17 protein-coding genes are annotated in these 22917 nt (G+C 47.8%); 6 read left to right on the top strand and 11 right to left on the bottom strand.

The window, feature by feature from the left end; genetic code table 11:
* Positions 1 to 34 precede the first annotated feature (34 nt).
* The 4 genes from PN466_RS02595 to rpsT form a co-directional block, all read right to left on the bottom strand.
* Positions 35 to 4246 (bottom strand): DNA-directed RNA polymerase subunit beta', encoded by a 4212-nt coding sequence (locus tag PN466_RS02595; RefSeq protein WP_271936833.1) that lies wholly within the window; start codon positions 4244 to 4246, stop codon positions 35 to 37.
* Between the two features lie 101 nt (positions 4247 to 4347).
* Positions 4348 to 7671, bottom strand: coding sequence for a DNA-directed RNA polymerase subunit beta (gene rpoB, locus PN466_RS02590; protein ID WP_271936724.1), 3324 nt, complete (start codon positions 7669 to 7671; stop codon positions 4348 to 4350).
* Between the two features lie 146 nt (positions 7672 to 7817).
* The gene (locus tag PN466_RS02585; protein ID WP_271936722.1) at positions 7818 to 8600 is read right to left on the bottom strand and encodes a TatD family hydrolase; all 783 of its coding nucleotides are present in this window, start codon (positions 8598 to 8600) and stop codon (positions 7818 to 7820) included.
* A gap of 226 nt (positions 8601 to 8826) precedes the next feature.
* Positions 8827 to 9126 carry a 30S ribosomal protein S20 gene (gene rpsT / locus PN466_RS02580; protein WP_271936720.1) on the bottom strand — a complete coding sequence of 100 codons (300 nt, stop codon included), beginning with the start codon at positions 9124 to 9126 and terminating at the stop codon, positions 8827 to 8829.
* Between the two features lie 236 nt (positions 9127 to 9362).
* On the opposite strand from rpsT, the gene hisD reads away from it, so the two are divergent.
* Together hisD and PN466_RS02570 are read left to right on the top strand one after the other, a co-directional pair.
* The gene (gene hisD / locus PN466_RS02575) at positions 9363 to 10670 is read left to right on the top strand and encodes a histidinol dehydrogenase (protein WP_271936718.1); all 1308 of its coding nucleotides are present in this window, start codon (positions 9363 to 9365) and stop codon (positions 10668 to 10670) included.
* A gap of 6 nt (positions 10671 to 10676) precedes the next feature.
* Positions 10677 to 11849 (top strand): class I SAM-dependent methyltransferase, encoded by a 1173-nt coding sequence (locus PN466_RS02570; RefSeq protein ID WP_271936716.1) that lies wholly within the window; start codon positions 10677 to 10679, stop codon positions 11847 to 11849.
* A gap of 217 nt (positions 11850 to 12066) precedes the next feature.
* On the opposite strand, the gene PN466_RS02565 is transcribed toward PN466_RS02570, so the two are convergent.
* Positions 12067 to 12357 carry a small RNA NsiR4-regulated ssr1528 family protein gene (locus tag PN466_RS02565; protein ID WP_271936714.1) on the bottom strand — a complete coding sequence of 97 codons (291 nt, stop codon included), beginning with the start codon at positions 12355 to 12357 and terminating at the stop codon, positions 12067 to 12069.
* A 153-nt stretch (positions 12358 to 12510) separates the two neighbouring features.
* On the bottom strand, positions 12511 to 13635 hold the full coding sequence (locus PN466_RS02560) for a DUF2325 domain-containing protein (protein ID WP_271936713.1): 1125 nt from the start codon (positions 13633 to 13635) through the stop codon (positions 12511 to 12513).
* Positions 13636 to 13828: 193 nt separating this feature from the next.
* On the opposite strand from PN466_RS02560, the gene PN466_RS02555 reads away from it, so the two are divergent.
* The 3 genes from PN466_RS02555 to glgA all read left to right on the top strand — a co-directional run bounded on the left by PN466_RS02555 (position 13829) and on the right by glgA (position 17967).
* Entirely contained in the window at positions 13829 to 15007 is a 1179-nt protein-coding gene (locus PN466_RS02555) for an aldo/keto reductase (RefSeq protein WP_271936711.1), read from the top strand.
* 125 nt (positions 15008 to 15132) lie between these two features.
* A complete protein-coding gene (recA, locus tag PN466_RS02550; protein ID WP_271936709.1) occupies positions 15133 to 16254 on the top strand; it encodes a recombinase RecA in 1122 nt (373 codons plus the stop codon).
* Positions 16255 to 16491: 237 nt separating this feature from the next.
* Positions 16492 to 17967, top strand: coding sequence for a glycogen synthase GlgA (gene glgA / locus PN466_RS02545; protein ID WP_271936707.1), 1476 nt, complete (start codon positions 16492 to 16494; stop codon positions 17965 to 17967).
* 195 nt (positions 17968 to 18162) lie between these two features.
* Here the strand turns inward: glgA and PN466_RS02540 are convergent, their stop codons facing one another.
* From PN466_RS02540 to PN466_RS02525, 4 genes are all read right to left on the bottom strand, one after another.
* The gene (locus PN466_RS02540) at positions 18163 to 18384 is read right to left on the bottom strand and encodes a DUF4327 family protein (protein ID WP_271936706.1); all 222 of its coding nucleotides are present in this window, start codon (positions 18382 to 18384) and stop codon (positions 18163 to 18165) included.
* A gap of 129 nt (positions 18385 to 18513) precedes the next feature.
* Positions 18514 to 19455 carry a ribonuclease Z gene (locus PN466_RS02535; protein ID WP_271936705.1) on the bottom strand — a complete coding sequence of 314 codons (942 nt, stop codon included), beginning with the start codon at positions 19453 to 19455 and terminating at the stop codon, positions 18514 to 18516.
* An 83-nt stretch (positions 19456 to 19538) separates the two neighbouring features.
* Positions 19539 to 19946, bottom strand: a complete 408-nt coding sequence (locus PN466_RS02530) for a GFA family protein (RefSeq protein WP_271936704.1) — start codon at positions 19944 to 19946, stop codon at positions 19539 to 19541.
* Positions 19947 to 20044: 98 nt separating this feature from the next.
* Positions 20045 to 20704: a peroxiredoxin-like family protein gene (locus tag PN466_RS02525; protein WP_271936702.1), complete on the bottom strand. Its 660-nt coding sequence runs from the start codon at positions 20702 to 20704 to the stop codon at positions 20045 to 20047.
* Between the two features lie 221 nt (positions 20705 to 20925).
* Between PN466_RS02525 and PN466_RS02520 the strand changes: the two genes are divergently transcribed.
* On the top strand, positions 20926 to 22302 hold the full coding sequence (locus PN466_RS02520; protein WP_271936700.1) for a serine/threonine protein kinase: 1377 nt from the start codon (positions 20926 to 20928) through the stop codon (positions 22300 to 22302).
* A 149-nt stretch (positions 22303 to 22451) separates the two neighbouring features.
* Here PN466_RS02520 and PN466_RS02515 read toward each other — a convergent pair whose 3' ends face one another.
* Complete coding sequence (locus PN466_RS02515) at positions 22452 to 22634, bottom strand: hypothetical protein (RefSeq protein ID WP_271936698.1); 183 nt, start codon at positions 22632 to 22634, stop codon at positions 22452 to 22454.
* Between the last annotated feature and the right edge of the window lie 283 nt (positions 22635 to 22917).

Genomic DNA, 22917 nt, shown 5'->3' with positions numbered 1-22917 from the left:
CCTACTGCCTTTTCTAGAGCGCCAAGCGCTCTAGCTAATCCTGATCATCCTCCATTGGATCATAGATTAGCTCTTCCTCCTCCAAATCTAAATCCATATCGATCGCCGGCTCGGCCTTTTTTGCCTTTCCTTTCGGGGTTTTGCCCTTTTTAGTCCCTGCCTTCTGGGCGCTCGATTTTGGATCTAAACGGTAGGCTGTGCGGTCATCGACCACCAAATCCTGCAAATCATCCACATCCGACTCTGAATTATCAAACATCGGATATGACATATTCCGGCCAGTCGGAGCAGAAAACTCATCAGACCTTACCCCATATTCGGAATCATCAGACCCACCCGAATATCCATGGCCAGGCAAGAAGCTGTCTGATAGACCCGATCCCACAATTTCGTCATCGAGATCCCCCCTCGTATCATAATCCGGGGCAATTTGGCCCCTAAACCCATCCTCATAGGCATTAAACCCAGTTCCTGCCGGAATTAAGCGCCCGATAATCACATTTTCCTTCAAGCCCCTCAACCAGTCCGACTTACCCTCGATCGCCGCCTCCGTCAGCACCCGCGTCGTCTCCTGGAAACTCGCCGCACTGATGAAGCTATCTGTATTCAGCGAAGCCTTCGTAATCCCCAGCAACACCGGCGTATACTTAGCCGGCGCGCCCCCGGTAATCGACATCGCCTCGTTCACTTGCTCTACTTGGTACAACTCCATCAGCTCCCCAGGCAACATCGTCGTATCTCCCCCATCATCTAGGCGCACCTTAGAAGTCATCTGCCGAACAATCACCTCAATATGTTTGTCCGCAATATCAATCCCTTGGGACTGATAAACCCCTTGCACCGCATCCACCAAAAACTGTTGCACCTCAGCCAAAGCCGCCATCGCCGCTTCGTAATGGGACATTCCCTGCTCCAAATACCAGCCAAACTTAATCTCGAGCAGTTCGTGGGGATTTTGTTGACCATCAGAAATCGGGCCTCCCGCTTCCACCCGTTCTCCTTCTACCACCATCAAGCTCTGGCCCGGCAGCAGCGTATACGTGGTCAAAGTCCCATCAATTTCCACCACCCGGATGGCTCGCACGTCATCTTCCCCTTCCACCGTTTGGATTTCTCCAGGACGACGGGCTAAGACACAGGCTTCCTTCGGTTTGCGCGCCTCCAGCAGTTCTTCAATCCGGGGCAGACCTTGAATAATATCCCCCGTCTTCGCCCGCTCGAAGACCAACAGAACCAACTTATCCCCCCGTTGGACCAGTCCCCCGTCTCCCAGGTGCAACACCGCACCTGGAGAAACTCGGTAGGGACGGGCAGAACGCAGGACTAGAGTTTTGTCGGTGGGGTCAATAAATTCAACCTTGCTCGACTCTGGAAGCCGAATGCCCGGCGCAACCTCCTCTCCCGCCACCAGTAGGTCTCCTTCCTTCACTTGGAGCTGGTCGATTTGCTCTTGCAGATCTAGGGTTCGGCGATCGCTCCCTCGAACCACCAGCAACCGCCGCACCTGCTCATCCTCATCCCGAAGCCCAGCAATTTCCCCTGGGGAATTACACAGAATCTCCGTTGAAGCAATCACATCCCCAGCCCCAACTTGGGCCCCATCGGCCACCAACAGTTGCGTCCGGATTTGTCCTTGGGTCAGGTCTGCTATTCCTTCCCGGCGAATCAATAGAGACTCTAGAATCACCAACTGGAGGCGCATCACTTCAATCACCTCTCCCTCTTCCGTCGTTTCGTTCAACTCCGGAGCCGGCACCAGTTCAATGTCGGCCACCAATTCTAAGCCCTGCAAAGAACTCGCTCCCGCACTCGAGGTTTCGCCCGCATAGTCTGGGTTAATCTCCAGGATTAAATGGGTGCGCACCAAGTCTACCCCTTGAACCGACTTAATCCGCTCGCCATCCTTGTAGGGCAACCGTTGCGCCGTGCGCAGTTGAATCAAATCTTTTTCCCCTGTCGAAGTAGACGGCCCCGGAGGATTATCCGAGACGGGGTACTCCGCCACCGGGCGCAACAGGGCACCCATCCCTTCTGGGGTTTGGACAATCTCTAGGGTGCAGAGCTGCTCGACTTCTTGGCCCATCACCCTTTCTGGGGGACGGACGATGCCTTCCGCGGGCATCTGTTCCGGGTCCGTAATCAGATGGAGTTCTCCCGGTTTAATGATGATTTCCCGCAGAATGTCGTTTTTCTGCACCACCGTCACAATCCCAGAGGTTTGGCAGAAGATATCTTTGACCACCTCTGTTCCCGCTTCTACATATTGCCCATCTTCGACCATCAGCAGGGAAATATCCTTGTTCACTTCGTGGGACTCTTCCGGAATCCAGAGTAGGGTTCCCCCTTTCACCACCTCTTGTCCGTATTTGCTCGTGCCGCTGCGCCGTTTCGTTTCAATGCCCGCATAACGGACCGTTCCCCCTGTCAGGGTGCGATAGCTCTGGTCAATCAGTTCGGCAACGACTTGGCCAGAGGTCACTTTACTTCCCGGGGTGGCCAGCAGGGAAAACTGCTCGCCCTCGCGGGTCGTGATTAAGTAGATTTCCTTGCTGCCTTTGTCTTTAATTGTCACCGTTGCCTGGTCTAAAGTGACTTGGGCGGTGATAATTTCCACTTCCCGCCCTTCCGGGCCATCGGGCAGCCGCACAAGTCCCCCATGTTTGGTGGTGATGGTACTCATGGCCAGGACATCGAGCGATCGCACCTGGTCTTGGTTTTTGACCACTGGTTTGGCATCCGAGGGCAGGTTATAGACTTCCCCAGATAAGACCCAAATCAGGCCGCCTGTCCGGGCAATCACCGTCGTTGCCCCTTGGCGATCGCGTTTTTCTTCCGGGATGATGCCTTCAAAACAGACTTCTCCGGCAATATCCGTACTCACATCCTTCGTTGCCCGCTCCGTCGAACGGCTCGCTGCCCTCGAAGGAGGCGTATTGGCAATAATCGTCCCGGGTTTAATCATCTGCCCATCTTCGACCAGCAGACGAGACCCCGCACTGATGGGAATTTTGTGGATATTGTGTTTTTTCTTCTGGTCAAGAGCACCCCCACTCTGCTGGGTTTGGCCCGCCTCCAACTCCCGAATTTCCACATCCACAATCAGCTCCAGCACCCCTCCTGTTTCTACCCGAATTTCTTGGCCCTGTTTGCTTTTAACCTTACGGGTTTTGACTTCGGCATAGTTGATTTTGCCCCCCGTCGGAGCCAGGATATCCCGGGCTGCCCCAGAGAATACGCCCCCCGTATGGAATGTCCTCATCGTGAGCTGGGTCCCCGGTTCGCCAATCGACTGGGCGGCAATAATCCCCACTGCTTCCCCTAAATCCACTGGGGCATGGTGGGCCAAACTCCAGCCGTAGCACGCCTGGCAAACCGAGCGCGCCGCTTCGCAGGTCAGAGGCGATCGCACTTTGACCGTTTTCCGGTGTTGGGCCACTGCTTTGGCTAGCTCTTCACTGAGCCAATCATTGCGCTTGGCCACCAACTCCCCGGTTTCCGAGACCACATCTTCAGCCAAAGAGCGACCCAACAGGCGATCGGCTAGGGGAATCAGGGTGCGATCACCCTCACACATGGCTTCAACCGTAATTCCCCGGGCTGTTCCGCAGTCGAGTTCCCGAATAATCACATCTTGGGACACATCCACCAAGCGCCGGGTTAAATATCCACTATCTGCCGTCCGGAGCGCCGTATCCACCAGACCTTTTCTGGCTCCATAGGAGGAAATAATATACTCGGTTACTGTTAACCCTTCCCGGAAATTGGTTTTAATGGGCAAGGAAATAATTTCCCCCTGGGGATCGGCCATCAGCCCCCGCATTCCCACCAACTGACGCACCTGGGAAATATTCCCCCGTGCCCCAGAAAACGCCATCATATACACGCTATTCAGGGGATTAGTCGCTTTAAAATAGCGGACCACTTCATCCTTGAGGGCTTCACTGGTGGAGTTCCAGGTATCAATTACCCGTTGAAATCGTTCTACTTCTGTAATTTCACCCTTAGAATAGCGCAATTCAATTTCGCGGATTTGTTCTTCAGCAGCTTCGAGTAATTCTTGTTTGGATGGAGGAATCTGCAAATCATCTACACTGATACTGACTCCAGCACGAGTGGCAAAGCGAAAGCCCAGATTTTTGAGCCGGTCTGCCATTTGGGAAGTTCGAGCGCTACCGTATTGGGTAAATGCAGCAGCAATCAGTTTTTTCAGTTGGCCTTTATCAATAACGCGATTTTTGAAGATCATGGGAATTAGGGAATGGGGAATAGGAAATAGGGAATGGGGAATAGGGAATGGGGAATGGGGAATTCCTCTATGACCCATTCCCCTTCTGCTGCGTGAAGCACTTATTGGTCAGAGAAGTCAGTAGAAATCGATTCATAGGTCGGTCGATTGGGCGATCGCCGGCCGGTTCCTTCTTGCATCAAGTCGATTTCCACATCACTGGAATCTCCATCTTCACGAGTTTCGACTTTATGCACCCCAATGTCTAAACAGAGGGATTGCAATTCTCGCATCAGCACCTTAAACGATTCTGGCGTTCCCGGTCGGGGAATGGCTTTACCTTTAACGATGGCATTGAGAGCCTCATTTCGGCCTTGCATATCATCAGATTTGACGGTCAATAACTCTTGCAAGGTATAGGCGGCACCGAAGGCCTCAAGCGCCCAAACTTCCATTTCTCCGAACCGTTGTCCACCCTGTTGGGCTTTTCCACCCAAAGGCTGTTGAGTTACCAAGGAGTAAGGGCCAGTTGAGCGAGCATGGATCTTGTCATCTACTAAGTGAACCAATTTCAGCATATAAGCTTTACCCACCGTAATCGGGCGGTCAAAGGCCTCACCTGTGCGACCGTCAAACAACTGGATTTTGCCTGCATTTTTGGGGTCATAGAGCCACTCTTTACCCGTGTAATGGGCAGCTTCTTTGAGTTTGTTATGTACTGTCGCCCTAGACATTTCCCGGCTGTGCATTTCATCAAAGGGTTGGAGCTTAAACCGTCGCTCTAGGTTTTCACCTGCCCATCCCAACAGACACTCAAATACTTGACCCACATTCATCCGGGAGGGAACCCCTAGGGGATTTAAGACGATATCCACGGGCGTGCCATCGGGCAGATAGGGCATATCTTCAAGGGGCAAAATCCGGGAAATAATCCCCTTATTCCCATGTCGTCCTGCCATCTTATCGCCCACTTGGATCTTCCGTTTTTGGGCCACATAGACACGGACGACCATATTGGCTCCAGGGGGCAGTTCATCCCCTTCTTCGCGGGTAAAGATACGCACGTCTACCACGCGCCCCTTTTCACCATTGGGAACTCGCAGGGAGTTATCCCGCACATCCCGGGCTTTTTCACCGAAAATGGCTCGGAGGAGTTTTTCTTCTGGGGGTTGATCGGATTCTCCCTTAGGAGTCACTTTACCGACGAGGATATCCCCAGATTCTACCCAAGCACCTTTACGGATGATGCCACCTTCGTCTAAGTTGCGCAGGGAATCTTCACCGACGTTGGGAATTTCGCGGGTGATTTCTTCGGGGCCGAGTTTAGTTTGCCTAGCTTCAATTTCGTATTTTTCTACGTGGATGGATGTATACAGATCTTCGGAAACCAGACGCTCGGAAATCAGGATTGCGTCCTCGTAGTTGTAGCCTTCCCAAGGCATGTAGGCTACTAGGATATTTTGACCTAGGGCCAACTCTCCCCCTTCTGTGGCACTGCCGTCAGCCAGAATTTGACCGACTAAAACGCGATCGCCTTCATAAACAATGGGACGCTGAGATAAACAGGTATCTTGGTTTGACCGTTGATATTTTTGCAACTGATATTCAACGATCTGGGGAATCGCTCCTTCTGAACCCTCCTCCGATGTTTCTGGATCGGAAGTGACCTGAATCTTGGTTGCGTCTACAAAGCTAACGACACCATTGGTCTTGGAGACAATTACCATGCCGGAGTCGCGGGCAGCTTGGGGTTCCAGACCTGTCCCCACTAAGGGTCGTTCTGGCCGGAGTAGGGGGACAGCTTGCCGTTGCATGTTCGATCCCATCAGGGCACGGTTCGCGTCATCATGTTCCAGGAACGGAATTAAGGAGGTTGCCACCGAGATAATCTGTACGGGAGAAACGGCTACATAGTCTACCTGGGTGGGGGCAGCAGTAGTAAATTCCTGGCGATAGCGCACGGGAATAATCTCCCCTAAAATTTTGCCCTCTTCATCGCAAGAAATGTCTCCGGGAGCTACCTGGAGGTCGTCTTCTTCATCAGCCGTCATGAAGAGGGGAGTTAGGTCTCGGCGTACATATCCGTTTTCTACAGGATAGTAGGGGGTCGCAATAAAGCCGAATTCGTTGACCTTGGCGTGAGTGGCCAAGGAACCGATCAATCCCGCGTTTGGTCCTTCTGGGGTTTCAATCGGGCAGATGCGACCGTAGTGGGAGGGGTGAATATCCCGTACTGCAAAGCCCGCTCGTTCGCGGGTGAGTCCTCCTGGCCCTAGGGCGCTTAAGCGCCGTTTGTGGGTCAGTTCTGCTAGGGGGTTGGTTTGATCCATGAATTGGGAGAGCTGGGAAGAGCCGAAGAACTCTTTGATCGCAGCTACAAGCGGCTTCGGATTGACCAGGGAGGTGGGGGTCAGGGAGTCAGAGTCAGAAACAGTCATCCGTTCGCGAATGATACGTTCTAGGCGATTTAATCCCACTCTGACTTGATTTTGTAGAAGTTCTCCTACGGAGCGAATCCGCCGGTTCCCCAAATGATCGATGTCATCAATACTACCGAGATCGAATTCAAGGTTAATCAGGTAGTTGATGGCAGACATGATGTCTTTGGGGGTGAGAACTCTGATGCTGGCGGGGACAGTTAAGCCCAGTTTTCGGTTCAGTTTATAACGCCCTACTTTGCCGAGATCATAGCGCTTGGGGTCAAAGAATCTGGACTCTAGGAGTTGTTGTCCACCGTTGACAGTAGGAGGTTCTCCAGGGCGCAGTTTGCGGTAGAGTTCGAGTAGGGCTTCTTCGTCGGAGAAGTCTCCTTCTTTTTCGATGGTTTTTTGGAAGTAGTCAGGGTGACGCAGACCTTCCAAGATTTCACCCGTACTCATGCCTAGGGCTTTCAGTAGGACTTGAGCGGAGAGTTTGCGGGTTTTATCGATTCTTACCCAAACGAGGCCGTTTTTGTCGGTTTCAAATTTGAGCCATGCGCCTCGGTTGGGAATTAGGGAGGCGTTGTAGGTGCGACGGCCGTTTTTGTCGGTTTCGGATTTGTAGTAGACTCCTGGAGACCGGACAATTTGGTTGACAATGACCCGTTCTGCCCCGTTAATAATGAAGGTTCCGCGATCGGTCATTAAGGGCAGTTCGCCAATGAAGACTTCTTGTTCTTTAATTTCTCCAGTTTCTTTGTTGATCAGGCGGGTGGGCACATACATTTGCACGGCATAGGTTGCGTCCCGGCGTTTGGCTTCGTCTACTTCGTATTTGGGACGTTTAAGTTTATAGTTTTTGCCAATAAAATGAAGTTCGAGTTTTCCGGTATAGTCAGAGATGGGAGAGAAGCTATCGAGTTCTTCAATTAATCCTTCTTCTAGAAACCAGCGAAAGCTTGAGCGTTGGATTTCGACCAGATCGGGTAGGGTAAACTGGGTGGAAGTTTCGGTAATCTGATTCATTATCAAGAGTGGGTAATTAGCTAGGCAAATTTAGGGAATAGGGAATAGGGAATAGGGAATCAATTTTTCCGTGTCTGCGTGTCCTCTCCTCCACGCGTCTTTGCGTCTTCACGTCTGTGTGTCCCTCTATCTTCCGATACCCCCATCTACAACGTGGGCAGTTGAAAGAGGGTTTGGGCGTTTTGGGTAGTTGAGAGTGCTAGGGTTTCTAAGGGGATGTCTCGCAGGGAGGCGATCGCCTCTGCCACATAGCGAACATAAGCCGGTTCATTCCGTTTGCCTCGTTTGGGGACAGGAGCTAGGAAGGGACAGTCGGTTTCGATCAGGAGGCGATCGCTGGGCACCATTTGACAGGATTCTTGAATTTGAGTGGCTTTTTTAAAGGTGACTGTGCCACTAAAGCTAATATAAAACCCTAGGTCTAAAAACCATTGGGTTTCTTCTGGTGTTCCTCCCCAACAATGCATCACCCCTTTGAGTTCTCCATGGGTTTGGTAAAATTTTCTCAGGTATTCAGCTAAGGGGGCTGCTGCATCCCGACAGTGAATAATCACGGGTAAATCCAGTTTATAGGCAATTTCCAGTTGCGCCCCTAGGGCCTGCTGTTGTTGCTTTCGGTTACTCGCTTTGTAAAAATCTAAGCCTGTTTCCCCGATCGCCACCACTTTGGGATCGCTTTGGGCTAAATTTAAAATTTGCTCCCCTATTTCTGGAACCCAATCCTGGCTCTCTAGGGGATGGAAACCAACGGCAAAATAGAGTTCCTCATACTGGTGGGCTAAGGTTTGGATACTTTCAAATTCCTTGGGGGTCACACAGGAATGGATCAATTGAACCACTTCGGCTGTAGACCATCGGTTTCTTATATCGTCTCTTTCTTGATTGTACACATCAAAGTTGATGTGTACATGGGTATCGATTAACTGCATGATTCTCCCAAATTTCAGGGTTTAACAAGCACTCTCAAGGGTCAGCAATAGCCGAAACCGCTTTACCCAACTCTCGATCATTAACCGAATCCTGGCGATCGGTCCCAAATTTTCAGGAGGACAATCTTGGGCTGATGACCCAGGGGGAAGGAGTTTGGGGTGAATTGACGGTGGGTTAGGAGATGAAGTTACCCCAAACTGACAGGGGATTAGAATGGGAAAGGCTTCAGGAGGCCGCTGGAGTTTCCAGTTTTTTCAGCGCTTTGGCTAGACGGGCTTTACGACGAGACCCAGTGTTCCGGTGAAGTACGCCTCGTTTTACCGATTTATCAATTTTGCTGTACGCTTGATTCATCAGGGTTTGAATTTCCTGCGCTTTTTCTGGGCTAGGGCTGGCGCTTTGCTCTTCAACGGCGGTAAAGAATTTTTTCATCAGAGTCCTTACCGCAGATTTATAGGCTTTATTCCGGAGACGATTACGTTCAGCAATTTGAACGCGCTTGATAGCAGACTTGATGTTAGGCACGGTGTTTAAACTTGGGGTAACAGTAACAGTATTCGGGATAGACCCGATATTAAGATTAAGTGTCAGACATTCGAGTATAGCATTTATTCTGCTCAGTTGGATCTTACCCGACCCGTCAAATCCACGTTAAGCTATAAGATGACGATGACCTGGATTAAGGGGGTGAAACCCTTGGGTTGCTTCTGGAGTCTGGGTTGCGTCAATGGGGAGACTTAACGTGGCAATCAATCTAACCTATGCTGAGAATTATTAGCCAGCGATCTGAAGCAAAAGCAGAATTACGGCGGATTTGCGATCGCACCTTTGATGAGGAAATGGTTCATAAAGAGGCGACGGTTCAGCAGGTGCTGCAAACCGTAAGGCGCAACGGCGACGGGGCCCTTTTGGACTATACGGAAGAGTTTGATGGCCAACGACTCGAGGTGAGTCAGTTGCGCGTCAGTGCCCTGGAATTAGAGGCAGCCTATCAGCAAGTGGATAAACCGTTGTTGGATGCCATTGAGTTGGCCAGTCGTCAAATTGAAGCATTTCATCGCCAACGCGCTCCTAAGTCTTGGGTCCATTTTGGGGAACATGAAGTGGTGTTGGGCAAGCATTATACCCCGGTTGACCGGGCGGGAATTTATATTCCGGGAGGACGGGCCGCTTATCCGAGTACGGTGTTGATGAATGCAATCCCAGCTAAGGTTGCCGGTGTCCCCCGAATTGTCATGTGTACGCCACCTGGGTCTAATCAAGGCATTAGTCCAGCCGTGCTGGTCGCTGCTCAGTTGGCTGGGGTGGATGAGATTTATCGGATCGGAGGCGCTCAGGCGATCGCCGCCTTAGCCTATGGTACACAAACAGTTCCCAAGGTAGATTTAATTACGGGGCCGGGAAATATTTATGTGACGCTGGCCAAGAAAATGGTCTATGGGGTCGTGGGAATTGATTCGTTGGCGGGCCCCTCGGAAGTGCTGGTGATTGCCGATAGTGAGGCGAACCCGGTGCATGTGGCCACAGATTTGTTGGCCCAAGCAGAACATGACCCGATGGCGGCGGCAATTTTAATCACGACTGACCGCACGTTAGCTAGACAGGTGGCTACGGAAGTGGAGCAACAGCTCATTAACCATCCGCGACAAATTCTGACGGAAAAGGCGATCGCCCATTATGGGTTAATTGTGGTCGTCGAGTCTTTAGACGAAGCCGTAGAACTCTCTAATTTGTTTGCCCCTGAACATTTAGAACTGGAAGTAGCTGAACCCTGGGATCTGCTGCCTCAAATTCGCCATGCTGGAGCAATTTTCCTCGGCTATTCGACTCCAGAAGCAGTGGGAGATTATTTAGCCGGGCCCAATCATACTCTACCGACTTCAGGAGCGGCTCGCTATGCCTCAGCCTTGGGGGTAGAAACCTTTATGAAACATTCAAGCTTAATTCAATATTCCCCCACTGCCTTAAATAAAATGGCCAGTGCCATTATCACTTTGGCTGATGCAGAAGGGTTGCCCTCCCATGCCCATTCTGTACGGGTGAGAACCTCTTCTCCAGAGCAAGATTAGGGCGTTATGAAGGAGCAGAATCATCCCCAGTTGTATCGATGGCTCAAGGATCGAATTAGGCGATCGCCAGGGGGCAAAATTACCTTTGCTCAATATATGGAATCGGTGCTATATCACCCTGAATTTGGCTATTACAGTACCTATCAGACGGAAATTGGCAAATCTGGCGATTACTTCACTTCGGCCAGTCTAGGAGCAGATTTTGCCCAGCTTTTGGCCCGTCAATGGGTGCAAATGTGGCAGATTTTGCGCTGTCCCACTCCCTTTTCAGTGGTAGAAATGGGCGCAGGAACCGGATACATGGCGGCCGATGTCTTAAGGGAGTTAGAAACCTACGATGTCGATTTTTTTCAGAGTCTCGATTATCGGATTGTGGAAAAATCTCCGGGATTAAGGCAGATACAGAAACAAAATTTAGCGCCTTGGTTAGAGGAAAAACCGCGAGTTCATTGGTGCAACTGGGCAGATTTAGATTCGATTCAGGGCTGTTTTTTTTCTAATGAATTAGTCGATGCGTTTCCGGTACATTTAGTCGTGCGTTCTGGGGAGAAGCTGCAAGAAGTGTTTGTTACCCTGGACAATCAAGACAATGTGGTGGAAGTTTTAGGGGAGTTATCTACTCAAAAATTAGCTCAATATTTTGAGCATTTGGGCATTGATTTATGCTCGGATGCCTATCCAGAGGGCTATCGCACGGAAGTGAATTTAGCGATGCTAGACTGGCTAGAGGCGATCGCCAGCCACTTAGAGCGCGGTTATGCGATCGCGATTGATTACGGATATACGGCCCAACGATATTATCAACCCGGGCGCACAATGGGAACGCTACAATGTTATACGCGCCACCATCGCCACGATTGCCCCTATATTAATATCGGCTATCAAGATATCACGGCCCACGTTGATTTTACCAGCCTAGAGCAGGAGGGCAAACGCTGGGGACTAGAGCCATTAGGGTTTACAGATCAAGGGTTGTTTTTAATGGCGCTCGGACTCGGCGATCGCCTGGCAGCCTTATCCGAAAGTTCCCTTTCTATTACTGAACTGTTCAGCCGTCGAGATGCCTTACACCAGTTAATCGATCCCCTAGGTTTAGGTGGGTTTAAGGTATTAATCCAGGGGAAGGGATTAAGCGAACAGGAGAAAGGCAACGTGTTAAAAGGTTTAGCCCATCCTTAGATTGGTTTAAACCCTTTGAGATATTTTTGATAGAGTTAAATCGCTACAAAATACCGTACTCAACCCGTTGGACAGATCCTAAAGATTAACCACTGGTTAAAAATATCCTCAATGGGTTCTATAGCGCTTCGCGCTAGGGAATAGGGAATAGCTTGTATGGCTTAGGTTCTAAGGTTTCAAGCTGTACCTCATAGAAGAGAGAAACACTATATAAGATTCAACCTCCGTAATAAAAGCGGATTTCTTTATCCTTTAATGGGGCAAAGTCTGCATCGAGTAACTTTTTATTGAGTTCATCTTGAGGTAAATGCTTGGCTCCAATGCGAACAATGCGCGATCGCATCGTATTACTGACTCCACTGCGTTGGCGATTAGCTTCCAAACCCATAACGTTATGATATAACTCTAACTTGGCTGAGGGAATGGGACTGCCATCTAAATCAATTCCTTGGGCGATCGCCACATCCACTGCATCTGCACCCGTTGTTTTCTGTTCTTCTGAGGCCATTTTTATTATTACCTTCACATTAAAATCAGCTTACAATAGGCCAAAATATAGAGTCAAGCGTTGAGCGCAAGTTTTAGAAGGTTAACTTGTATAGTACGAAGCGCTAGGCAATAGGAAATAATCACCCATTACCAGCGCACAATGCCCTAAAAACTAGGATTTAGTAGAATTATTTAATCGACGAGCTAAAAGTCTTGATTTTAAAGCTATCTCAATTCTTTCCAACACCTTGGTCATCCCTGTTGTATTAATCATTTCTGGGGTAAGCTCGACATTTTGAGCAGCTTGCATAGCTTTTTCCGTTAGAGCATGGCTCGCATAACCCGTAATAATTAAAACTAAATCAGCACTGGCGATATGACTTTCCATTTGTTGAGCCATTTGTAAGCCATCTTGAGCTGTACACCAATTTAAGTCCACCTTAGATGCTCGCAGACGATTCTTGACGGCTGTTGCTAATTTATCATGACCTCCAAATACCACAACTTTCCCCTCCAAAAGCATGTAGGGATTCGGTTGTTTTTCCGATACCCGATGGCGAGTTTTGGGCTGAACATTACGAGGTAATTCTACCCTAGCTCGGTTTTCCATGGCTTTATCGTAGATAAAATTTAGGGTTTGGTCATGGCTGCCTCGCAACCGAGCGACGGGCCCTTCTTTGCTATATAAATTGATTTGATGGATGAGAGCTTCAACCACTTCATCTAGTCCTTGAATGGCTTTGAGGTCTTGAATATAGGGGCGAATGGCAACGGCTGCATCGGTAGCACTATAAAAGTCTTCTTGTTCGGCAATCATATCGAGCAAATCAGCTTTTAATTCTTGCCGCCAGCGATAAGTTTGCTCGGCTAACTGTTCATCGAGTAAGCGTTCTTCATTTAGAATGAGTTGGCGATCGGCCACTTGGGCAGCTAAAATAGGAGCTTCTTCGAGTTGTTGACGTAAATCAGCAGCTTTTTCTTCTAACTTTTGTCGGGTAACACTATCACCTAAACTGAAATTATCAAAGTCAGTGAGGGTTTTTTCTACATCTGCTAATAAAGGTTTCAGTCGTTTTTCAATTTCGGCCACAGCAGATTGAACCTGTTCATCCCGTTGTTGCTCTAAACGGGTGGCTTCAAGTTCAAGTTTAGCTGCTGATAATAAGTCTTGAACTGAGTTTTCTAAATGATCTAATTCTGAGATATCCATATTCATGATCGATTGAAGATAGGTAAACGTTACTGGAGTCTGCCTTAGATGTGTCCAACCTGCGCCGTAACCATCCAAAAGAGACATTAAGTTTATCTTATGATCTTATCGTTGATTGCGGTCAGACTGGTAAGTTAGCTTTAACTGTTTATGTCTTCTGGCGATCAGTGTTAGGATGACTGGGGAGTGGGTAAAATTTGGAGAAAAGGAGTGTTGGTTCACGATGAAGGCGATCGCTCCATTTTCCCAGACCCTCTGAATCCGATCAACCCCATCAATCATGCAGTATCGACGATTTGGCAGAACCGATCTCCCGATGCCTATCTTCTCCTGTGGAGGAATGCGCTATCAATACAAGTGGCAAGATAAGGCTCTATCGGAGATTCCAGAAGATAATCAGAAAAATCTAGAAGCAACCATTCGCCGTGGCTTAGACCTGGGAATTACCCATATCGAAACGGCTAGGGGATATGGCACATCAGAGCTACAATTGGGTCAGATTTTACCGAAATTGCCCCGCGATCGGTTCATTATCCAAACCAAGGTTTCTCCCCAAGCCGACCCCGAAGTCTTTCGCCAAAACCTTGAAACTTCCCTCCAGAACCTGCAACTCGATACCATCGATCTGTTAGGCATTCACGGAATTAATACTCAAGAGATTATCCATCAAACTGTTCGTCCTGGAGGCTGTTTAGATGTGGCTCGCGAGTACCAAAAACAGGGCAGAATTCGCTTTATTGGCTTCTCTACTCACGGCCCCACGGATATCATTACCCAAGCGATTGAAACGGGTGAATTTGATTATGTAAACCTCCATTGGTACTACATTAATCAACGCAACTGGCCGGCTATTGAAGCGGCTCAAAGGCATGATGTGGGAGTGTTTATCATTAGTCCTTCGGATAAAGGAGGACAACTCTATAAACCGCCGCAAAAACTGGTAGATCTTTGCGCTCCTCTAAGTCCGATGGTGTTTAATGACCTGTTTTGTCTGAGTCATCCCCAAGTCCATACTCTGAGTTTAGGTGCAGCCTGTCCGAGTGATTTTGACGAGCATCTAAAGGTATTATCCCTTTTAGATCGGGCGGATGAAGTCTTAACACCTATTCTGAGTCGTTTGCAAGAAGCGGCGATCGCCACTTTCGGGGAAAATTGGTACAAAACGTGGCATGTTGGCCTGCCGACTCCTGAAGCTACTCCCAACCAGATCAATATTCATACCATTCTCTGGCTCAGGAATCTGGCCCTAGCCTACGATTTAGTCGAGTATGCCAAAATGCGCTATAACCTGCTCGGTAATGGCAGTCACTGGTTTCCCGGCAATAAAGCCCATAACCTCAAGGTTGACCTGGCTCCCTGTTTAGCCAACAGTCCCCATGCCGATATTATTCCCGATCTTCTCCGAGAAGCCGACCAATTGCTGGGTGGGCAAGAGGTCAAGCGCCTATCCCAGTCGTAATCAATTAACACTTCGGCTACGCTCAGTGACCCGTTAAAAATTAAAAATTAAAAATCATGTCTGCTTTCGGAGTGAGATTTGTCTACAATAGGAATCAATGATGAACTTTACGTCAACACAAACCTATGCCTGCAAAAACCAGCGAAAATTCCGATAAGCAGAAAGCCCTGAAAGCCGTTCTCACCCAGATTGAGCGTAGTTTTGGTAAAGGTGCAATCATGCGCCTGGGTGATGTGGGGCGGATGAAAGTCGAAACCATTCCTACAGGGGCACTCACCCTAGATTTAGCCCTAGGGGGAGGGTTACCCAAAGGGCGAGTGATTGAAATCTACGGCCCAGAAAGTTCTGGGAAAACCACCTTAGCACTCCATGCCATTTCTGAAGTCCAGAAAGGGGGAGGTGTAGCCGCCTTTGTGGATGCCGAACATGCCCTAGATCCCACCTATGCCTCAGTTTTGGGTGTTGATATTGAAAACTTGCTCGTTTCCCAGCCCGATACGGGAGAAATGGCTCTAGAGGTAGTCGATCAGTTGGTGCGATCGGCTGCGGTTGATATTGTAGTCGTAGACTCTGTAGCAGCTTTAGTCCCCCGCTCAGAAATTGAAGGCGATATGGGAGATGCGCCCATGGGTGCCCAAGCCCGATTGATGAGCCAAGCTATGCGTAAAATCACGGGTAATATTGGCAAATCAGGCTGTACCGTGATCTTTCTCAACCAACTGCGGCAAAAAATTGGTGTCGTTTATGGCAATCCTGAAACCACTACTGGCGGTAATGCCCTCAAGTTCTATGCCTCTGTTCGTCTCGATATCCGCCGTATCCAAACTTTGAAAAAAGGTTCAGAAGAATACGGGATTCGGGCGAAAGTGAAAGTAGCTAAAAACAAGGTTGCTCCTCCCTTCCGGATTGCCGAATTTGATATTATTTTTGGTAAAGGTATCTCCTCTATGGGCTGTCTTTTGGATATTGCCGAAGAGACTGGAGTGATTACCAAAAAAGGTGCTTGGTACAGTAAAGATGGTAATAATATTGGCCAAGGACGAGATAATACCATTCAGTATATGCAGGAGAATCTTCCGTTTACTCAAGGGGTGGAAAATCAGGTACGCCAGAAACTCGATATGGGAGCGGTGGTTTCTGCTAACTCCGTAACCCCAGTCAGTGAGGAGGACGTTAATGGATTGACTAATGGTGGTGATTTACCCGATCTCAACGTTGAGCTTGAAGAGGAGGAGTTAGAATTGTAGCCAACCTACAGTGAGTAGTGTAGGTTGAATTGGTGTTGGGTGTCGTTCCTCAACCCAACCTACACTCTTACGCCCAAAATTAAGCTTGCCAGCCCATTACCCCTCTGCCATTACCTATTACCTATGACCCCATTGGTTTTGGTCACAGCCTGCGGTACTCTAGATCCGGTAAGTCTATCTCAGAATTACTCTTATTTCACGTCCCCTTGACAAGATGTTACAGAACTAATCGCAAACATGAAGATTTTATTTGTTGCCGCAGAAGCAGCACCATTGGCTAAAGTGGGTGGTATGGGTGATGTCGTTGGTGCACTGCCCAAAGTCTTACGAAAAAAGGGTCATGATGTGCGGGTTTTCATGCCCTATTATGGTTTTTTACCGGATAAAATAGATATCCCGGAAGAACCGGTTTGGAAAGGAACAGCAATGTTCCAAGATTTTGAAATTTATCAGGCTTTTTTACCTAAATCTGATGTGCCGCTCTATTTGTTTGGCCATCCTTCTTTTTCGGGGCGCAATGTCTATTTTGGCGAAGATGAAGGATGGAGGTTTACGTTATTTGCGAATGCGGCTGCTGAGTTTGCTTGGAATTATTGGCGACCCAGTATTGTCCATTGCCATGATTGGCACGCGGGCATGTTGCCGGTGTGGTTGCATGAAACACCAGATATTAATACTGTGTTTACGATTCATAATTTGGCCTATCAAGGTCCTTGGCGTTGGTATTTAGACCAGATTACTTGGTGTCCTTGGTATATGGAAGGCCATAATACTATGGCAGCAGCCGTGCAATTTGCTAATAAGGTGACGACGGTTTCGCCAACTTATTCGGAACAGATTAAAACCTCAGAATATGGTGAAAATTTAGAGGGTTTACTTTCTTATGTGAGCGGTAAAAGTATCGGTATTTTGAATGGTATTGATACAGAGAGTTATAATCCACAAACGGACAGATATCTGTATCAGAATTTTAATGCAGATACGTTGGAAAAACGCCCGATAAATAAGGTTTCTTTACAGGAAGAAATTGGATTGGAAGTTAATAAAGGGGCGTTTTTAATTGGGATGGTTACCCGGTTAGTTGAGCAGAAGGGGATCGATCTGGCGCTGCAAATTCTGGATCGGTTTATGGCGTATACGGATGCCCAGTTTGTGTTGTTGGGAACGGGCGATCGCTATTATGAAACGCAAATGTGGGATTTGGCTTCCCGCTATCGAGGACGGGTTTCGGTTCAGTTGCTCTATAATGATGCCCTAGCTCGACGCATTTATGCCGGATGTGATGCGTTCTTGATGCCGTCTCGGTTTGAGCCTTGTGGCATTAGCCAAATGTTAGCGATGCGTTATGGTTGCATTCCCATTGTGCGTCGTACCGGCGGTTTAGTGGATACGGTGAGCTTCCACGATCCGGCGAAAGAGTTAGGAACTGGGTATTGCTTCGATCGCTACGAACCCCTAGATTTGTTTAGCTCTATGATTAAGGCGATGGAAGGCTTCCGATATAAGGAATATTGGAAAAAACTGCAACAGCGAGCGATGCGCCAAAATTATAGTTGGGATCTTTCAGCAGATCAGTATATCAAGATCTATGAGGAAATCTTCCCGGATGCTCCTCCTCCGCCTCCTCCAGCTCCTAAACCACAGGAAGAAGAAGAAACAAAAGAAACGGCAGCAGAAGAACCGAAGCCTTCTGCTGGGAGTACCAGTTTATAGTTTTTTGTTTCCTGAGAACGAAGAGACTCTCTGATGCAATTCAGAAGAGTCTCTTTTTCATGGAGTTAAGGGGAACAGCAGGAGATGTTTTACCCTTTCTGTTGAAAGCTTGTCATTCACCAAAGCTTAAGAAAGGAAAGGGTAAAAGCTGTTTTTCCTTTTCTCTCTTGCTTTTACCCCTTGCCTCAAATCTAGTTAGTCTTCTCTCCAGTCTTCTCTGCCCAGTAAATCAACAATGCGATCGCGCAGTAAATATCCGTGGTTTTCTAATTCTAATTCTACAGATTCCCATTCTCGACTGGGAATATAACGGCACAAACTGTAAATCGGCTGTAACCTCTCGACGGAACCCACATCAACTAAATGACGGGCTTCATCTTTAATCATGGTGATTGAGTATTGCAGAGTTGGCATCATAATCCACACCTTTTATCTTATCGGTACAGGGTCGTAATAACACAGGTTAAGTATAAATACTTGAGTCTTTTGCTTCATTCTCCTATTGTGAGGGATATTGGGTATTTTTCTGCAATCTCTTTATGATTTTTAATGATTGGAGATTTGGCGAGCAATTTCATAACTAAGAAAATCATGGGCCATATCCGTTTCGGGAAAAATTGCCCGTGCTTCAGTTAATAAATCTTCCAGTTGTAGGGCGTTGCCTGGGGCATATCGGGGACTAAAATGGGTGAGCATGAGTTGCTTAACTTTGGCAGCTAGGGCAACTTGAGCGGCCATAGTAGAAGTAGAATGGAGGCGATCGTAGGCGAGTTGGGCATCTTGATGGGCAAAGGTAGATTCATGTACTAGTAAATCAGCATTTTGGGCTAAGTCTACTGCTCCTTCACAAAAGATAGTATCGGTGCAATACACAAAACTTCTGCCCACTTGAGTGGGGCCACAAAGTTTCGCACCGTGAATTTTGCGCCCGTCAGGGAGCGTAATCCATTCTCCTTTTTTCAGCTTGCCATAGAGGGGGCCGGGCGGAATGCCAAGAGACTGAGCGCGAGCAACATCAAAGCGTCCTGGACGGTCTTTTTCTTGCACTCGATAGCCAAAGGCGGGAACTTTATGTTTTAAGGGGCCGCAGATGACGCGATATTCTGCATCTTCATAAATTACACCGGGTTCTACAGTATGCACCTTAACTGGATAGGAAAAGTGGGTTTGGGAATAGCGGATACATCCTTGCAGGTATTCGCTCAGTTTGGGAGGGCCATAAATATCGATTTGTTCCATGCTTCCGGCTAACCCACAACTGGCAAGTAAACCCATCAGGCCAAAGATGTGATCGCCATGCATGTGAGTCACGAAGATTCGCCGAAGTTGGCTAACTTTGAGATCGCTGCGTTGGAATTGGTGCTGAGTCCCTTCTCCGCAGTCAAAGAGCCAGAGTTCAGACTTTTGAGGAAGACGAAGGGCGATCGCCGAAACATTACGCGATCGCGTAGGGACACCGGAGCTAGTTCCAAGAAAAGTTATTTGCACGCTAGGGTATCAGGGGGACTGCTTTCTCTATTTTAATCGAAGAGGTATTCAAGTGGGTTTCATTTCCCTGTAACTTTATCAATTTAATTGTTCATGATTGAAGCCATAAATTCTTCACCGGTTAGTCGTGGGTGATCGCCTGCTAAATCATAGAAGTGGGGCTTTTGGTCAATGAAGATTTCTCCGGCCAGATTGAATTGGGTTGAATCATCAAACGTGCCCATCCAAAGCATATATTGATCTGCCTCTTTCAAACGATAGAAAAGATGAGTCCCACAACGACGACAAAATCCTCGCTCGGCCCATTCTGATGAATCAAATCGACTGATATTTTCCTCTCCTTCAAATGTGACTTGACCAACACTCACAGCAAATGCAGGGCCACCTGTCCATCGTACACAGATGTTGCAGTGACAACTATGAACATCTGTTTCTATCCCTTCGGCCGAGTAGGTAACTGCACCACACTGGCAATGTCCTGTTGCTTTCATGGGAACTCCCTGGAATAAAATTTTCCGCTCTCAAGTCTACCTTTAAAGTGCTACTCACTGGTAACAGTTTATCGGTAATGGGTCAATTGTCTTTTTCTTTAAGATTGCCCATTTTTAAGAGAGCGTAACGTTTTCATAATGTCCCGAGGGTCAAGGCGTTGAGTGTAATCTGCATTGATAAAAGATAGAGCAACTTTACCATCTTGACTAATAATGTAGGTTGCTGGAATAGGTAATTCAAAGGTTTCATCACCATTGTAAGCGGGAAGATCGATGTCAAAGCTTTGATAGAGGACTCGGAGAGATTCTGGTAAGCGAAAGACTAAACCATAGCTTCGAGCGATGGCATTACCGCGATCGCTGAGAACATCAAATATGAGTTGATTTTGGTCAACTGTGCCAGATGAATGATCAAAAGTTTGAGGTGAAATGGCAACGAGAGTAGTTCCTAGATCTTTTAAGTTGGGAGAGATGCGCTGGAAAGCTTGTAATTCTAGGTTGCAAAACGTACACCATTTCCCTCGATAGAAGGAAATGATCACTGGCCCGACTTTAAGTAACTCACTAAGGGTGATGGTTTTCCCCATTGTATTCGGTAAGGAGAAGTCAGGAGCTAAGTCTCCGTTTTGACAGGCTTGCTCGATAATCCCAGAGTTCTGTAATTCTTCAGTTGCTTCCTTGAATCTGGCTTTAATGCTTGCAGAGAGGTCAGCAAAAACAGCTTGGGATGTCTTATTTAAATGTTCGGTTAAACCCATAAATATCCCTTGATTAACTCACTATCTTGTCTAGAATACTAGATTAAAATTAATCTAGGGTGAGAAATTCTAGAAGTTTTAGGATCGCTGGCTACTCAAATCCCAATAAGCTGCTTTCTTTCTTTCCCTGTCAACGCCCAGCAGGTAGCGCTATAATCTACATTAGGTCTAAATTCAATGAAAAATTTCCCCATTCCCTCATTCACTACTTCCCCCTCCTAATGTTACAACCGGAACAAGTTTTATCGGTTCAATCAACTTCTTCCCAACCTCTAGAATACCAGTTACACCGGAAATTGGGGCGGACGGCAGCAGGTCGGCAAACTTGGCTGGCAACCGATTTAAGGGTGAATGAACCGGTAACCCTTAAGTTGTTGGCGTTTAATCCCCAGATGCCATGGGATGAGCTGAAGTTGTTTGAGCGGGAAGCGCAGGTTTTGCAAGCGCTCGATCATCCTTGTATTCCTGAATATCGGGATTATTTCTCTTTGGATCAACAGATGGGGGGAGGAGTTCCTTGGTTTGGGTTGGTGCAGGAGTATATCCCAGGGGTGTCGTTGCAGGAGCAGTTGGAGAATGGGGCGCGTTTTTCGGAAGAGGAAGTGAAGGAAATTGCAGCTTCGGTTCTGAAAATTTTAATCTATTTACACCGCCTAAGTCCCCCAGTGCTACATCGCGATATTAAGCCCAGTAATATTATTCTTGGTGAAGATCGGGAAGTATACTTAGTCGATTTTGGTGCAGTACAATCCCAAGCAGCGGTAACTGGAGTAACGTTTACGGTGGTGGGGACAAGTGGTTATGCACCGTTGGAACAGTTTTGGGGACGTGCGGTTGCCGCATCCGATCTGTATGCATTGGGGGCAACGTTGATTCATGTAGCGACTGGGGTTCCTCCGGTGGATCTGCCCCATCGGGAAAATCGCATCCAGTTTCGCGATCGCTCGACACTTAATCCCTATTTAATCACTTGGATCGAGAAAATGACCGATCCAGCCCTAGAGAAGCGGTTTAGCAGTGCCCAGGAAGCTTTCGATCAGCTCTATAACCAACCAGTAGCGATCGAAACAGCCCAGAGTACTAAGTTTCGCCATGTCCCGAAACCGGACAATACACTGATTTATATTTGGCGATCGCCCACTACCTTAAAGTTAGAGGTTCCCTCTAGATTTCAGCGCAATACGTTGAGAACTACTGCCATCGTTCTACTCTGCTTGATGATTATACGATCGCTGTTTATCAGTATTCTCAGTTTGCTTCAGAATCCGATCGTTTTGCTGGTTGGCTTTTTGGCGATTGTTACCCTGATTTTATTATTTTCAGCGACTGAAATTGAAGTGACGTTTGAGAAAAATAGTTTTAAGATTGAAAAGAAAGTTTTGGGTTACAGTTACCTCACTCATACCGGGGTGTCCGAGCAGTTAATGGGGGTATTTATTCATCATGAAAATTCTGCCACGATGGTGAAACTCCATTGCCAAAATCCGACTGGGGAATATACTTATGCGATCGCAGGAGCGTTAAGTCCCAATGAAGCGGCTTGGCTCACCCATGAAATCCAAGACTGGCTCTATTTGGGAATCGAGGGTGGGGAATAAGATCTGAGTAAAACTGAGTTTTACCCTTTCTTTTTATGAAACGATTCTTTCCCAAATAAATTGATGCAGTGCTTCTTCAGTTGTGAGAAATCCTACTGGGATAATGCTCGTCTGAATGTTTCGATGTTTAGATGTGGTTACCCCAATCTTTACCCTGGAACAGCAGGTATATCTCGGCGTAAGTCAGGTTCGTTGTGTACAAAGGTAATTTGTAATGTCCCGACTAGCTCTTGCTCTTTCAGCGTTGAGTCATGAGCAGGCATAAGCTGCTCCAAGCTCTCTTGGCTCAACTGCAAACCTGTTTCCTGTAGCGTTACAGCAAGTCTGCTCAAATTAGCGATCGGAACCTGGAAGTTGATGCAGATCAGGAGATTTGAGTACAGGTGAAAGTCGGTAATCCAAGCTCCAGCTTGATGAATTGCCTCACTTACACGATGGGTTATCCCAATTCGTTTTTAATAAACTCTGTAGGACCTCAGGGGGTGACAACAGGCTTTAATCTAAGGCTACGCTTGGCTTTGAGCCTTTAAGATGCCCAAAAAATCTCAGGGATTTTTTGGGCAAGTAACCCTCTAATCTGATGCTATGGTTATGCGATCGCGACCATTGAGTTGA

Origin of the sequence: Roseofilum reptotaenium CS-1145, from assembly GCF_028330985.1 — a bacterium.
In the GTDB taxonomy this organism is placed as follows: Bacteria; Cyanobacteriota; Cyanobacteriia; order Cyanobacteriales; family Desertifilaceae; genus Roseofilum; species Roseofilum reptotaenium.
This window is presented reverse-complemented; position numbering and strand designations above follow the sequence as displayed.